Below are 13,866 nucleotides of genomic sequence, written 5' to 3'. Positions count from 1 at the left end.
CGTGGAAGCCTGCCCGCCTACCGCCGTCCCAGGGCAAGCCCTAGCAGGCCAGCCGCGGGGCCGCCTACGCTCCATCACGGCCCTGGCGCCGGCCGCGCGGCCGGCGCAGCCCCGCGGCTGGCCCGCTACCCCGTGGGTGGCCCGCTACCCCGTGAGTGGGACGACGGTAGACGGGCAGGCCAAGGCAGATGCCTAGGAGCGAACGGTAGTCAAGGATCCGGCCCGTAGGACAGGATGCCAACCATGTCGATCACCGTGTTGGGTCGTTCGCTATGGCTTCGTCCAGTACTGCTCGTGACAGCACCGGTGCTCCTTATCTACGCGATCTTCAAGGCACCTGCTTGGATGCACGACTTTCAGTTGTCACAACTCGTAGATCAGGTCGTACAGTACCCGCCGCCTCCGGGAGGATCGGCACCCAGCTTCTACGGACCGCAATCTAAGGTGAGCGGAGATTCGGGTGACTGCACCTTCCATGTGCGTTTCGACGTAGTCACCGACAGGCCTGTTGAGGAAGTGTTGAAGCATTACGAGACTGCCACGATCGCTAAGGTTGACGAGGTCAATGCCGACTTCTCAATCGACGCCTGGGTGCAACAGGGGTACACCCAGCCAACGCGTCGAGAAGCTGGGTACGAATACCAAACCGTGATTGTCGACTTGGATGCCCAGTACCTCGGGAGCAGCCTTTGGGACCCTCGCTGTTGGTGAGATCGAGCTCTGATCGAACCCACTGCCGTTTCGCAGTGGGTTGAGGAAGACGCGATGAACAGCAGGAGTGGTGGATGGTCGTCAGTGCCCGCTTGAGTGACAAACTGAGTGACATCGGCGGCGCCCACCACGGCGCGACCATGCACAAGAGTGCATACCGAACGTAGGCCTGAGCAGCAAGCATGCCAGCTCCAGTGATCGCATAGCTACCCTTACAAGGGAGGGGTCACTAGATCGAACCCAGTGCCGCGCCGCTGCACAGATGCAGCCCTACGATCGCCACTGCATGGCTGGACTCCGTACGTGCTGGGGGGCGATCGACGATCCAGGGTTCGTTCCTCACCCTGGCTCACCGGAGAACGTGGCACCAGCTCCGTCCGTGCCCGTCGTCACTCAGGCCCATGTCGTCGAGGTGCTGCCCCTGTCGGTGACGGCTGCCATCATGCATGTAACTGATCATGGGAGTTACGGTGATGGACGCACACGAAGAATTTGGCTGGCTCGCAAAGTATGGCCCGTTCTATGACGTCTCCTGTGTCACCTTCGCCCGATCCCTCAGCCCTCGTGAGGCGTTGACGCGTCTCGGTGCAGACTGCAACGGGATCGGAGAGGTGACCTTTCAAGAGCACCAAGAACGAACGATGAGGTACATCGACTCGGACAATATGCGCACCAGCTATGTGGGCGCGCTGGAGATGAACGGCTGGACCGTTCTGATCCAGCTCTGGACTGGATCGATCGGCCTCAACAGGCTCCTACTCCGCAGCCTCTCTCGGGCGACTGAGGTCGTGTCGATCTCTCGCAACCTCCATGCTACGGACTATTTCGTCTACGCGGTCGACAGCGAAGAGGTCACAAGCTTCGATCAATTGGTTCCCGATACACGCTGGGGCAGTGATCCCGACCGCCTGGTCAGCGAGATGCGTGAAGTCGGCCTGTCCTGGGAGGGGCCCGGCATCGACGCTCCCTTCCCGCGGTCGTTCGCCCTGGCGAAGAAGATCACGGGCCTCTCTTTCTCCGAGGACATGCTGAGCACACCATTCCTCGGTGCCGCAATCCGTGACTGATGACCGGGTCCAACGCCCATACAGTCGGTCGCGGTGGCAGGTCAAGGGTAAGGTTCGAATCCAGAGGTCAGGGGCCTGATGCAGTCAGGTACGTCGGCCCTCTGTAATGCCGCCGGGTTCCCGGTGGCGGCCAGCCCTCGACGTGAGAACTTGTCCATCCGTAACAGCGTGCCATTCGCGTGCCATTCGGCGGCCACGGCGCGACGAGGAAGCCCCGATCAAGCGGCATGGATGCGGGCGAGATATGCATGATCGTCGTGCCATTAGCGTGCCATTAGCTCCGACCGGGCGGCTTCTGAGAAGTTGGTGGTGGCGTAGAGCAGGACCAGGTCAGCGGCACGCGCAGCCGATCATGGCTCCTTACAAGCGAGGGGTCACTGGTTCGAACCCAGTACCGCCCACCCTGCACACCCACCCGTTGCCCACCTCCCGGGTGGGCCGTCTGATGCCCGCCCCCACCGTGGCCCTCGCTCCGCTCGGACGCCCTTCCTTGGGGCCGGGCTTCGCCCGGCCGCTGTCGCCAACGACGACCATGTACGGCATGGGTTCGATGCTTGCCCGAGGCTTCAACCGCTGCTCCATGACCATGTAGGGGCGCGGTACCCAGTCGGCGGCCGAGAAGGTCGCGAGCCCGGAGTGGCGAACAGACCGGCACCGGGAGGGCCGCGGTCGTGGCACTGCGAACACGTTGCGCAGCCGGTACATCGGTCGCCGTGATCTGACTGAGAGAAAGATCGGCTTTGCTCTATGGTTTCGCTTTGTGGAGCGCCGTCAATGGGGATGCCTGGCAGCCGTCTTTCTGCCGCTTGCCATAGCATCAGGCCTTGTCATGGCACCTGTCTGGCGCGACAACGCGCGCCTCGAAGCCCTGTACCAGCGGGTGCTGAACTACCCGCTTCCAGTCAGGACGCGGGACTACTTCCCCATGGACCGGGACGTCACCTTCGGCAAGAACCTGGTCGGGGGAAGTGGTCGCTATTGCGACTACCGGATCAGGCTCACGCTTCAGACCGCACTTACCGAAGAGGAGATCCGAAGCTACTACAGCAAAGCCACCATCATGGGAGCCGAGAACAAGGCGATGATCTTCTTGTATTTCGATGATTCGGACGATGCAGGAGGACGCCGGGTCATCGTCGAGGTCTACGACTCCCATGGCTGGAACTGGGACTGGCGCTGTATATAGACACAGGCGCGTGGCGCTTCGCCCGGCCGCGCGATGATCGGGCTCTCACCGCACCGGGTAGGCGTCCTCCAGCTCGTGACGATCCGCCGGCAGCAGTAGTCCGCTGCCGTTGACGGCCGGCCGGAGGCGTCCCGGACCGCGCCGAAGATCGCGAGGAGCGGTACGTTCTTCGGCATGCCGAGCTGCTTGGCCTCTTGAGCCGTGGGCATGCGCGCGGTGATCTGCTCCACGATGTGATCGAAGCGCACCCCCTTACGCGACTGGAGATGCTGCCGGATGCCCTGCGGCAGCGCCTCGCCGCTGGTCAGATCGGTGCCCTCGGACAACTCCAGAGGCAGCCACAGTGAGACCAACGCACTAGGCTCATCTTCGCGCACGACCAGCCGCCGGCGCAGGTACGCCTTGCTCTTGGGTTCCGCATTAAGCAACGCGGCCACTCGGTTGCGCAGCGCCACCGCGCCGGCCTCGACCAACTCATCGGGGGAGTCCGTCTCCAGGTTGGTCAGATACGCCTGACCTGTGCGGTTGGACTCCACCGTCGCCATCGCCGGACGGCCGCGCACGAAGCGGCCCTTGCCCTGCTGAGACTCGATCCAGCCCTGCTCACGCAGCGCCGCCACGACGGTGGGCCGGACGCGACGAGGCGATGAGAAGGCCCACCCTGGTCCCCTCCTGGCCAAGGCCGTCACCGCCTCGTCGCGTCCCTCCTCACTTGGCGATGTACTCCGCCAAGACGTTCGCGGCGCCCTCCACGTCATCGACCGGGTGACTCTGCTCGGCGCTCTGCCAGGAGTAGTAGGCGCCGCCGTAGCCGACGAACACCCACACCGGCAGCCCCGGCGCAGGCCGATGCACCATCCTCCCGAGGCGGTCGAGACACTGCCGTTCCTCCTTTGGAAGCTCGTCTCCATCGCCGCTTCAGGGGAAAGGGCTCACTCATTCGCCGCTGATCTCGGGACAGCCCGGGGGCTCCACGATCTCAACCCCGATGGGTGCCACAGTCCCCGCCTTCACATCGGGCATGTAGCCCTCGTGCACCGTCACGGACGGTGTCGGGCTGGGTGGCGCCTCGGGTCCGGGGTACTGAGTCTCTGCGACTGGCTGCGGGCATTCCGGTGGGGTGGCGGTGGTAAGTGTCGGGACAGCCGCCAACGCCAAGACCAGCAGGAAGGCTGCACTACGCCTCTTCACGTTCCCTCACTCCCACCTGTTCATCACGACGCCGGCGAAGTCAGCGGCATGGGCATGTTGATCGCGAATGGAGAAGAGTATCAATGGGCTGCGACAGGGAACGACCGCGCGAGCCTCTCTGCTGGGACACAGGCTCTTGAGCACCAGCCACGATCTCCTGGACGCCTGTCGCGGTCATCCCGGAGCCGAGGCCCCGCCGGGGGCTCTATCTGCGGCGGCGCAGTGTCACCGTGGCCAGCCAGATGATGGTGGGCAGCAGAAGCAGCAGCATGAGGCCCACCCCCAGAGCGAGCGCGACGTCAGTCAACGGCCGACCTGTGAGATCATCGTCCACTCTGTGAAGATATCCGCTTCGAGTGTCGGCCGGGATATCGCGCCCAGCGCGGCCCGAGCACGGCGTACGGGAGAACGGCCCCCAGGACCGGCGTCGGCGTGCGGCCGGGCGCGGGGCCGCGCAGGCGGCGTGGAGCCCCCGCCGGGATGATCAGGACGGGAAGTGCCCAGATGCGCCCTGCTCCGCGCGTCTGTGCTCACCGTTTGCTGGTTCGCCGGTCCCCGTTCTTCGGGAGCCGCACGTGAATGGCGTGGGTCTCGCGAGCACATGCTGCTCATGTATGGACCTTGGTGGCCCCTTTGATCGAGGGCTTTGCCGCATGCCGGTCCGCGGCGGCGACCTTCGCGTAGTCCAAGAGGTTCGCCCTCACGCGAAGCCGCCTGATCTATGGTCGCCGATCGTTACGCGCCGGGGCCGCATTCCGCCGCTGTCCCGGTTTGATCAGGGCATCGGGCGGAGAAATCTCGGGGTTCGGCTGAGGCCGGGGGCCGGGGCCGGACCGGAGGTCATCGAGGCCGGTGACCCTTCTTCTTACGGCTGGCCGGCTTGCGGCTGGCCGGCACGGCCCGGCGGCCGGAGCTGCTCTGTGTGGGTTTCTGTGCTTTCCGCTGTGCCGGCTTCTCCGCCGAAGGTGAGGCGGGGGCGCGGCCCCGGGAACTGTTCACTGTCCGGCCGCGGACGATGCCGATGAAGTCTTCCACCAGGTCGGTGGTCGCGTCCGTGGGCCAGGCCAACGCGATCTGGGACTGCGGCGCGTCCGACACCGGCCGGTAGGTGAGGTCCTTGCGGTGGTGGAGGCGTGCCAGCGACTGCGGGACCAGGAGGAGCCCCGCGCCGGACGCCACCAGTTTGACCGCGTCCTCCGTCGTGTCCGGGCGGGTGAACGCGGGCTGCCCGGGCCGGACGGTCCACTCGAGGGTGTCGTCCAGGGGCTGGAACACCTCGTCGTCGGTCAGGTCGGTGGTGGCGACCTCGTCGACGGCGGCCACCGCGTGGTCCTTGGGCACCAGGACGACCGTGGTCTCCACGTAGAGCGGAATCACGCTGAGCCCGTCCCGGTCGACGGGTAGCCTGACGAACCCGGCGTCGGCGCCGCCGTCCCGCAGGAGCCCCGCCACCTCGGCGGCGGATACCGCGACCAGGGTGAGCGGTACGTCGGGCATCCTCTCGGTCCACACGTTGACCCATTTCGCGGGCGTCACCCCGGGCACGTAGGCCAGCCGGAACACTTTGCCGGTCTCCCCCTCAGTCACGTCCCTAGGGTACCGATGTCTGGGGAACCCGTTCGGACTGACTACGCTTGGCACCATGACCTCGCCCAAGCCCAAGTCCATCCAGACGATGAAGCCCGAGACCGCGGCCAAGAAACTGGGTGTTCTGCTCTCGGCCACACCTGCCGAGTTCCAGGAGGGTGTCGTCTCCAGGGACGAGCTGAACGAGTTGCAGTCGAGGCCGCCGGCCTGGCTCGTCGAGCTGCGCCGCAACGGCCCGCACCCCAAGCAGGTCGTCGCCGCGAAGCTCAAGGTCTCCATTTCCGGCCTGGCCAGGGGCGGGATCACCGAACCGCTCACCACCGCCGAGATCGACGCGCTGAAGGCGGAGAACCCGGAGTGGCTGGAGCACGAGCGGTCCGTCCAGGCCGAGGCCCGCAAGGAGGCACTCCGCCTCAAGCAGCGCTAGCGGGCGGAAGGCGACGCTGGACGGCGCAAGGCTCGCGGCGGGGCCGGGCACGGCCCGTCCGCGCCACCTACGACATGAGCCCTGTTTCCGGTCGCGGAATCGGGGCTTCGTGCGCGTGCGATCGTCGCCGGTTCACCCATCGGCGATGCGGTAGCCCACACCGGGCGTGGTGGTGATGATCGGCGGGCTGCCGAGTTTGCGGCGCAGCCGTCCGACGGTCACGGTGACGGTGTTGGTGAACGGGTCGGCGTTCTCGTCCCAGACCTGTTCGAGGAGGTCCTCGGTGCTGAGGAAGCCTGGGCTGGCGCGCAGGAGGGCTTCCAGGAGCGCGAACTCCTTGACCGAGAGGTCGAGCTGCCGGCCGTCGAGGGTGGCGGTGCGTCGTCCGGGGTCGAGCTCGATGCCGGCAGCCCGCAGCGTCCGTGCGCGGGACGAGGGGCGCCAGCGGGCCAGTGCGCGGACGCGCAGCACCAGTTCCGGGAAGTGGAACGGCTTGGCGAGGTAGTCGTCGGCGCCGAGGGTCAGTCCGCTGACCCGGTCCGTCGGGGAACCGGCCGCGGTGAGCATCAGGACCATGGCGCGGTCGTCCCGTTCGGTGATCATCTGGCAGAGGGTGTCGCCGTGGATGCCGGGCAGGTCCCGGTCGAGGACGATCACGTCGTAGCCGTTGAGATCGAGCTTGGCGACGGCGGCCAGGCCGTCATGGGCGACGTCGACGGCCATGCCCTGATCCCGCAGCCCTTCGGCCAGGACCTCGGCCAGCGCGAGCGCGTCTTCGATCACCAGGATCCTCACGCCGTGCCGCCCTGGGGCGCGGCCGCCGGCGGCAGCGAGACGGTGACGCGCAGGCCGCCTTCGGGCCGGGCGCGCAGGTCCATCCGGCCGCCGTGCGCGTCGGCGATCGCAGCGACGATCGACAGGCCGAGACCGGACCCGGTTCCGGAGCCGGTGCGGTCGGCGGCGAGCCGTTGGAAGGGCCGGCCGAGCCGGGCGACGTGTTCTGGTTCGAGAATCGGCCCGCCTGTCTCCACGATCAGCCGCACCGTCGCGTCGTCCGCTGGGGTGGCGACCCGGATCCAGCCCCCGTCCTGGTTGTGGGCGATGGCGTTGTCGATCACGTTGTCGGCCATGCGGGACAGCAGCGTCAGGTTGCCCTGGGTCCACGCCGCGCGCCGGAGGCCGTGGTCCTTCAGGGTCAGGTTCTTCGCCGCGATGTCGGCGGCGCGGGCTGTCACGGCCTGGGACACCAGGGTGGCCACCGAGACCGGGGCGCGGTCGGCGAGCGCACCGTGTTGGGCGCGGGCCAGGACGAGCAGGCCTTCCAGGAGATGGTCGACCCGGTCGAGTTCTGTGCGCAACCGGTCGGCCAGGGCGACTGTTTGAGGTGGCGCCGGCTCTGGTTTGGCCAGGGCGACGTCCACGGATGCCCGCATGGTGGCCAGAGGTGTGCGCAGTTCGTGGGAGGCGTTGGCGACGAACCGGCGCTGGGCGGCGAAGGACGCTTCCAGGCGTTCCAGCAGCTCGTCTATGGTGTCGGCGAGGCTCTTGACCTCATCGGCGGGGCCGGGCACGGCCAGCCGTTCGTGCAGGTTCTCGGCCGAGATCCGCCGCGTCGCGGCGGTGATCGTCCGAAGTGGACGCAGCACGCGGCCGGCGACGACATTGCCCAGCACGACCGAGACCACCGCCATCACGACCATCGCGATCAGCGCACCCGTCAGGAGCTGCCGGGACTGCGCCGCCTGCATCTCCGACAGCTGCGTCTCCAGGTCGTGGATGCGCTGCGCGGCGGCGAGGCCGGACTGCTGGACGGGGAGGGGCCGGCTCGGGGCGGGCTCGGTGTCGCTCACGCCGGCCAGCACCGCGGTGAGGGCCAGCAAGGCCATTCCCGAGCCGAGGAACAGCATGGCGTACAAGACGGTGTAACGCGACCGAGCCGTCCGCTCCGCCAGCAGCAGGTGTGTCAGCCTGCGCATCTTGTCCCCTCTGGTCTGTGCTTGGTCCAGGATGCCGCACCGGACCTAACAGGGCTGTGACAGCGGCGGTTCCCGTCGTGTTACGGCTCGCGGCGTAGAACCGGACGCATGCCAGCAACCGACGAAGCCGCCGCCGAGCCCGTGACCTCACCGCTGCGCCGCGAGTGGAGGAGGTTCCGCAGCCGCGGCCGGATGATCGCCATGTCCGTCGCGGCGATGGTCGTCATCCTGCTCGGCCTGCTCTTGGCCGTCGTCCACCCGTCGTGCAGCGAGGGTCCGGTGGAAGTGCCATGTCCCGTCGCGCCCGTGGGGCCGGACGGACAGGCGGTGAGCGACACGTTCTTCTTCGTGCACCGGCCCTTGGGGGAGAATGGCGGCATCACCGCGCGCCTGACCTCGATGACGGGGATCATCACCTATCCGCCGCCGGACCACGACCAGATCGTCCCGGGCCTGGTGCCCTGGGCGAAAGCCGGCATCATCCTCAAGGACGGCACCCGGCAGGGCTCCTCGTACGCCGCGCTCATGCTGACCGGCGGCCACGGCGTCCGGATGCAGTACGACTACGTCCACGATGTGGCCGGCCGCCCGGGCGGCGTCTCTCCGGTGTCGCCACGCTGGCTGCGCCTGACCCGCTCCGGCGGCACCATCACGGGCTACGAGTCGACCGATGGCGCACACTGGGAGAAAGTCGGCACCGCGCACCTTTCCGGGCTTCCCCCCACCGTGCAGGTCGGGCTGTTCGTCGCCTCCCCGGGAGACCTGACGCTCGAGCGCACGCCCCTCGGGGCGAGCCTGCCGGCATCGCGCTTCACCCAGGCCAGCGCCGTCTTCGACACCGTCCGCCTCGCCGGCGCGCCCCTCGCCGGGCCCGGCGGCGCGCCGGCCGCCGGATGGGGCGCGGGCCCTGTGGGGGCGATGGGCGGTACCGACTGGGAGCTGCATCACCGGGCGCCGGGGCTCGTCGAGTCGCACGGCACGTTCACCGTCACCGGGACAGGTGACATCGGGCCGGTCGCCGACAGCGGGCGCACCGTGGGCAGCACCCTCGTCGGCCTCCCCATCGGGCTGATCATCGTGATCGTCGTGGCCGTGCGGTTCGCGACCGCCGGACACCGAACCGGCCGAACCGGCCGAACCGGTCCGGCGGCGCTCAGCGGCCGCGTTCTGGCGGCGAAGGCTATGGTGACCGGCGCGGCGGCTTTCCTCACCGGACTGGTCGCCGCGGGGGTCGTGGTGCCGGTCGGCGCGGCGATCCTGCGAGGCAACGGCATCGGCGTCCTGCCCGTCTCCGCGCTCGGCGGGCTGCGGGTCGTCGTCGGCGTCGCCGCGCTGGTCGCCGTCGCCGCCGTTCTCGCGCTCGCCCTCGGCGCCCTGACGCGGAGGTCCTGGACGGCGATCCTCGTCGCGGTCTGCGTGATCGTCCTCCCGTACGTGCTGGGAACCCTGCCGCTCCTGCCCGACGTCGTGTCCGTGTGGTTGCTGCGCCTCACTCCGGCAGCCGCCTTCGCCGTCCAGCAGACCCTGCGTGAGTACCCCCAGGTGCTCGCCTTCTACGCGCCGCCGGAAGGCTACTTCCCCCTGTCCGGAGCGGCGGGGTTCGCCGTGCTCAGCGGCTACGCCATGCTCGGCTTAGGCTTGGCCGTCCTCCGGCAGCGCCGGGGGGCGGCGCCGCTGCGCTTCGGTGGCGGCGGTCGGCAGCGCTCCTGACGCTGAGCGCCACACCCCTCGCGGGGTGGCGCGGAAGCGGGGCGAGCCCAGGGGCCCTGGGGCGGGGCGACCGGCTCAGTCCTTGACGACCTCCACCCAGTAGCGGCCGTCGTCGTCGCGGTGCGCCCCGTGGATGTCGGTGGCCAGGTCAGGAAAGGCCCGGTCGAAGTCCTCCAGGGCCCGCAGGTAGGTCATCAGCGGCCCGTCGGCCGGGCCGGTCGCCTCGCCGGGCATCAGCATGGGGATGCCCGGCGGCGTGACCACCACCGTGGCCGCGGCGACCCGGCCCGGCAGGCCGGTCAGCGGGACGCGTTCGGTGCGGGCCCGGATCATGGCCTGGTAGCAGTCGGCGGGCGTGGACACGGGCTCAGGCAGGGTGGTGAAGACCTGGTCGAGCAGCTTGCCGACCCCGGAGTCACGGAGGTTCTCGTGGACCAGGGTGCAGAACTTCTGCAGTGAGATCGCGGGCGGTCCGAAGCCGGGCAGCACCTCGGCCAGGGGCAGGTCGGCGTCGTAGGCGTTCTTGAAGTCGGTGAGCGCGTCGATCAGCGTGCCCCACTTGCCCTTGGTGATCCCCATGGAGAACAGCACCAGCAGCGTGTGGTCGCCGGTCTTCTCCACCACGATGCCGCGCCGCTGCAGGTAGGCGGCCACGACGCGGGCCGGGATGCCCCAGTCGAGCGTGCCGGTGGCGGCGTCGGCGCCCGGGCAGGTGATCGTCACCTTGACCGGGTCGAGCAGGCAGTAGCCCTCGGACATGCCGTCGAACCCGTGCCACGCGGCTCCCGCCTCCAGGGTCCAGCACCGGGGCTCGGCGCACAGCAGCGCCGGGTCGGCGTCGGCGAACGAGACGGTCCGGCCGGTGCGCGGATCGGTGACGGCGGGGGGCTGCCAGACGCCGAAGAACCAGTCGGGCCGCAGGCCGTCCTCGCGGATGCGGGCGGCCAGGCGTACCATCGCCTGCCGGAACCGGACGGCCTCGACGATCGCCTCCCCGGTGAGGAACGGTCCCGACGGGCCGTCCATCATCGCCGCCGCGACGTCCAGCGAGGCGATCATCGGGTAGAGCGGCGAGGTGGAGGCGTGCATGAGGTAGGTCTCGTTGAAGGCGTCGTAGTCGACCGGCGCCCGCTCCGAGGGGCGGACGTGCAGCATCGCCGCCTGCGACAGCGCCGCCAGCAGCTTGTGCGTCGACTGGGTGGCGAACACGGTGGGGCGGCCCGGGCCCGGCAGCGTGCGCTCGTCGACGGCCATGCCGTACCGGCCGGCGTAGAGCGGGTTGAACCGGCCGTAGGCGAACCACGCCTCGTCGAAGTGCAGCCGCGGCACGCTGGCGCCCAGCAGTTCGCCGACCCGCACCGCGTCGTAGCAGACGCCGTCGTACGTGGAGTTCGTGATCACCGCGTACGTCGGCGCTCCGGCCGCGAGGGGATGGGCGGCCACCCGGGCGTGGATGGCGGCCGCCTCCAGCGCGGCGGGCGGGATCGGGCCCGCCAGGCCGAGCCCGTTGCGCTCGGGCACGAGGTAGACCGGGCGGGCGCCGCTGATGGCCAGCGCGTGCTGGACCGACTTGTGGCAGTTGCGGTCCACCAGGACGGTGTCGTCGCGGGCGATGGCGTGGTGGCCGACGATGCGGTTGGCGGTGGAGTTGCCGTTGACCACGAAGAACGTGCGGTCGGCGCCGAAGACGCGGGCGGCGTTGCGCTCAGCCTCGCCGATGGGGCCGGTGTGGTCGAGTGGTGACCCCAGCTCGGTGACCGAGATGGACAGGTCGGTGCGCAGCAGCCGTTCGCCGTAGAAGTCGAAGAACGCGCGGCCCACCGGCGACTTGAGGAACGCCACGCCGCCGGCGTGGGCCGGGGTGTGCCAGGAGTAGCGATGGTGGTCCTGCAGGCGCCGCAGCGCGCCGAAGAACGGCGGGAGGATCTTCTCGGCGTACTGGTCGGCGGCGTACGCGATGCGCCCGGCGATGAACTGCGGGGTGTCCTCCAGCGGGAAGACGTAGCCCTGGATGACCTCGTACACCCACAGCGGGAGCTCCTGCTCCTGGGTCATCAGGAACACGGGCAGCCCGCGGAACCGCCTGGCGACCGCGCCCAGCAGCTCCTCGGCGCCCGGCGCGTCCCACGCCGCCAGCACCGCCGCGAGGGACGCGTCGGACCCGACCACCGCAAGGGCGTCCTCGGCTCGGTGGGTCCAGCGCACCTGGAGCCCGAGCTCGTCCATCGCCGCGCACACGCGGCGGAGCTGTTCGGCGAGCGCCGAGTCGGCGTCGGGACGTTCGGTGACGGCGGCCAGAACCGTTCGCTCCATGCGGCGCTCCGTGGTCGGGGGCAAGGGAGGGGCCGGGAAGGTCCTGCCGGCCCCACACCATGGTAACGCGGAGCACTCGAATGGCAACAATCGGTAATGGCCGCGGTGCTCCGCAGCGACGCGGGCCGGGCGATCTCGTGACACCACCTGTCATCCGAACGAGCCTCCCAGGCGGTAGTCATCGCCGGAGAGACAACAAGACGGAGATGAGCGATGGACGACGGGTTTGCCGAGTACGTGGCGCACCGGCATCTACGGCTGTGCCGGATGGCGTACCTCCTCGCCCGGGACTGGGGCACGGCCGAGGATCTGGTGCAGACCGCGCTGGCGAAGGCATGGCTCGCCTGGAGGCGTATCGAGGGCAATCCGGACCCCTACGTCTACCGGATCATCGTGAACACCCACGCCTCCTGGTGGCGCAGGCGCTGGCGTGGGGAGGTGCCGGCCGCGACGTTGCCCGAGACGGCCGATCCGCGTGACCCGGCCGGCGAGGTGGAGGGCCAGGCGGCGCTGTGGAAGGCGATCGGCGCGCTTTCCCCGCGCCAGCGTGCGGTGATCGTCCTGCACTACTTCGAGGGGCGGACGCTGGCCCAGGTGGCCGAGATCGTCGGCTGTTCGCTGGGAGCGGTGAAGAGCCAGCTCAGCCGGGCCCTCACCCGTCTTCGCGTCGATCCCGACATTCAGACCATGACTTTGGAGGAGGTCCAGCGATGAGGCACACCGAGAGCGACCTGCGTGAGCTCCTGAACGAGCACGGCCACGAGCGGGCCGGCCGGGAGCCGTCCGCTCATCTCGACGCGATCGTACGGCGGGGCCGTCGCATGCGCCGTACCCGGCGTGCCGTGACGGCCGGGACCGCGCTGGCCTGCGCGGCCGTCGCCGCCGTCGGGGTGACGGGTCTCCTGCCCGCCGGCCCGCACAGGGCGGAGGGTACGGCGGTCGCTCGGCGGCCTGTGGACTCGGCGCAGGTCACACCCGGGCCCGAGCTTGACGACACGATGCGGGTGGTCCTGGGAACCAAGAAGTTCGATCTCCATCTGATCCACTCGCAGCGGTTCGAGACGGTGGGAGGGGTTCAGAAGGTGACCTTCACGCCGACCAGCGTCTACACCGGGGAAAAGGTGATCTGCGAAGATCCGCGCGCCTGGGTCGTCGTCGAGCATCGGGGCAGGGGAGGCGAGCCGACCGGTGGGACCGGGCGGTGCGGTGATGGGGTAGGCGGTCATGGCGACGAGTTGTCGGTGCCGTCCGGCTGGCTGAAGCGCCCGCAATATCTGCAGGTCTGGGTCTTCCCCGCGGACGCCCCGGTCCGGGAGGTCGCCGAGGCCGTCAACGGCTGCCGGCCGGCCGTGAAGGGTGAGGACTGCGACGAGACCGCCCAGTCCGTCGCGTTGATGAACCCCGAGGTGCGTCGGCGGCTGTCGGCCATCGTCGGTGGCCGGCCGGGCAGGTGGGCCATCGGCGTCTACGACCGGCCCGCTCCGGGCACGTCCGTCTCGACCGGGCCCGTACCGGACAACGGGCCCACGGTGGCCACCGAACGCCCGGCGGACGGCGCTTCCACGCCGGCGGGCTGACCGCGGCGGAACGGGGCATCACGACGGGGGCGAGCCGGGTCCGTGCGAGAGGTCGCCTGGACTCGGCTGTTCGCGGCACTTGCCGAGGATCTGGAGCCTGCCGGAGCTGTAGCCGAACCGC

The 13,866-nt window shown here is 69.3% G+C and carries 13 protein-coding genes; 7 read left to right on the top strand and 6 right to left on the bottom strand.

Going from position 1 to position 13,866, the window contains the following annotated elements:
• Positions 1 to 243 precede the first annotated feature (243 nt).
• The 3 genes from AB0H81_RS13955 (at position 244) to AB0H81_RS13945 (ending at position 2,964) form a co-directional block, all read left to right on the top strand.
• Entirely contained in the window at positions 244 to 711 is a 468-nt protein-coding gene (locus tag AB0H81_RS13955) for a hypothetical protein (RefSeq protein WP_358373750.1), read from the top strand.
• 473 nt (positions 712 to 1,184) lie between these two features.
• On the top strand, positions 1,185 to 1,778 hold the full coding sequence (locus tag AB0H81_RS13950) for a DUF6461 domain-containing protein (RefSeq protein ID WP_358373748.1): 594 nt from the start codon (positions 1,185 to 1,187) through the stop codon (positions 1,776 to 1,778).
• Positions 1,779 to 2,466: 688 nt separating this feature from the next.
• Positions 2,467 to 2,964 (top strand): hypothetical protein, encoded by a 498-nt coding sequence (locus AB0H81_RS13945; RefSeq protein WP_358373745.1) that lies wholly within the window; start codon positions 2,467 to 2,469, stop codon positions 2,962 to 2,964.
• Here the strand turns inward: AB0H81_RS13945 and AB0H81_RS13940 are convergent.
• The 3 genes from AB0H81_RS13940 to AB0H81_RS13930 form a co-directional block, all read right to left on the bottom strand.
• Positions 2,922 to 3,584: a GntR family transcriptional regulator gene (locus tag AB0H81_RS13940; RefSeq protein WP_358373743.1), complete on the bottom strand. Its 663-nt coding sequence runs from the start codon at positions 3,582 to 3,584 to the stop codon at positions 2,922 to 2,924. The genes AB0H81_RS13945 and AB0H81_RS13940 overlap by 43 nt on opposite strands.
• An 88-nt stretch (positions 3,585 to 3,672) precedes the next feature.
• The gene (locus AB0H81_RS13935) at positions 3,673 to 3,822 is read right to left on the bottom strand and encodes a hypothetical protein (protein ID WP_358373740.1); all 150 of its coding nucleotides are present in this window, start codon (positions 3,820 to 3,822) and stop codon (positions 3,673 to 3,675) included.
• Between the two features lie 1,173 nt (positions 3,823 to 4,995).
• On the bottom strand, positions 4,996 to 5,742 hold the full coding sequence (locus tag AB0H81_RS13930) for a LysR family substrate-binding domain-containing protein (RefSeq protein WP_358373738.1): 747 nt from the start codon (positions 5,740 to 5,742) through the stop codon (positions 4,996 to 4,998).
• A gap of 55 nt (positions 5,743 to 5,797) precedes the next feature.
• On the opposite strand from AB0H81_RS13930, the gene AB0H81_RS13925 reads away from it, so the two are divergent.
• Complete coding sequence (locus AB0H81_RS13925; RefSeq protein ID WP_358373736.1) at positions 5,798 to 6,169, top strand: DUF5997 family protein; 372 nt, start codon at positions 5,798 to 5,800, stop codon at positions 6,167 to 6,169.
• A 132-nt stretch (positions 6,170 to 6,301) separates the two neighbouring features.
• Here the strand turns inward: AB0H81_RS13925 and AB0H81_RS13920 are convergent, their stop codons facing one another.
• Together AB0H81_RS13920 and AB0H81_RS13915 are read right to left on the bottom strand one after the other, a co-directional pair.
• Positions 6,302 to 6,964 (bottom strand): response regulator transcription factor, encoded by a 663-nt coding sequence (locus AB0H81_RS13920; RefSeq protein ID WP_358373734.1) that lies wholly within the window; start codon positions 6,962 to 6,964, stop codon positions 6,302 to 6,304.
• Positions 6,961 to 8,145: a HAMP domain-containing sensor histidine kinase gene (locus AB0H81_RS13915; RefSeq protein ID WP_358373731.1), complete on the bottom strand. Its 1,185-nt coding sequence runs from the start codon at positions 8,143 to 8,145 to the stop codon at positions 6,961 to 6,963. The genes AB0H81_RS13920 and AB0H81_RS13915 overlap by 4 nt, the downstream gene beginning before the upstream one ends.
• 108 nt (positions 8,146 to 8,253) lie before the next feature.
• Between AB0H81_RS13915 and AB0H81_RS13910 the strand changes: the two genes are divergently transcribed.
• Complete coding sequence (locus tag AB0H81_RS13910; protein WP_358373728.1) at positions 8,254 to 9,855, top strand: hypothetical protein; 1,602 nt, start codon at positions 8,254 to 8,256, stop codon at positions 9,853 to 9,855.
• Between the two features lie 75 nt (positions 9,856 to 9,930).
• Here AB0H81_RS13910 and AB0H81_RS13905 read toward each other — a convergent pair whose 3' ends face one another.
• Entirely contained in the window at positions 9,931 to 12,168 is a 2,238-nt protein-coding gene (locus AB0H81_RS13905) for an Orn/Lys/Arg decarboxylase N-terminal domain-containing protein (protein ID WP_358373725.1), read from the bottom strand.
• 213 nt (positions 12,169 to 12,381) lie between these two features.
• On the opposite strand from AB0H81_RS13905, the gene AB0H81_RS13900 reads away from it, so the two are divergent.
• Both AB0H81_RS13900 and AB0H81_RS13895 read left to right on the top strand, forming a co-directional pair.
• Entirely contained in the window at positions 12,382 to 12,882 is a 501-nt protein-coding gene (locus tag AB0H81_RS13900; RefSeq protein ID WP_358373723.1) for a SigE family RNA polymerase sigma factor, read from the top strand.
• On the top strand, positions 12,879 to 13,745 hold the full coding sequence (locus AB0H81_RS13895; RefSeq protein ID WP_358373720.1) for a hypothetical protein: 867 nt from the start codon (positions 12,879 to 12,881) through the stop codon (positions 13,743 to 13,745). The genes AB0H81_RS13900 and AB0H81_RS13895 overlap by 4 nt, the downstream gene beginning before the upstream one ends.
• The last annotated feature ends 121 nt before the right edge of the window (positions 13,746 to 13,866 follow it).

The organism is Nonomuraea sp. NPDC050691 (genome assembly GCF_040654455.1).
GTDB lineage: Bacteria > Actinomycetota > Actinomycetes > Streptosporangiales > Streptosporangiaceae > Nonomuraea.
This window is presented reverse-complemented; position numbering and strand designations above follow the sequence as displayed.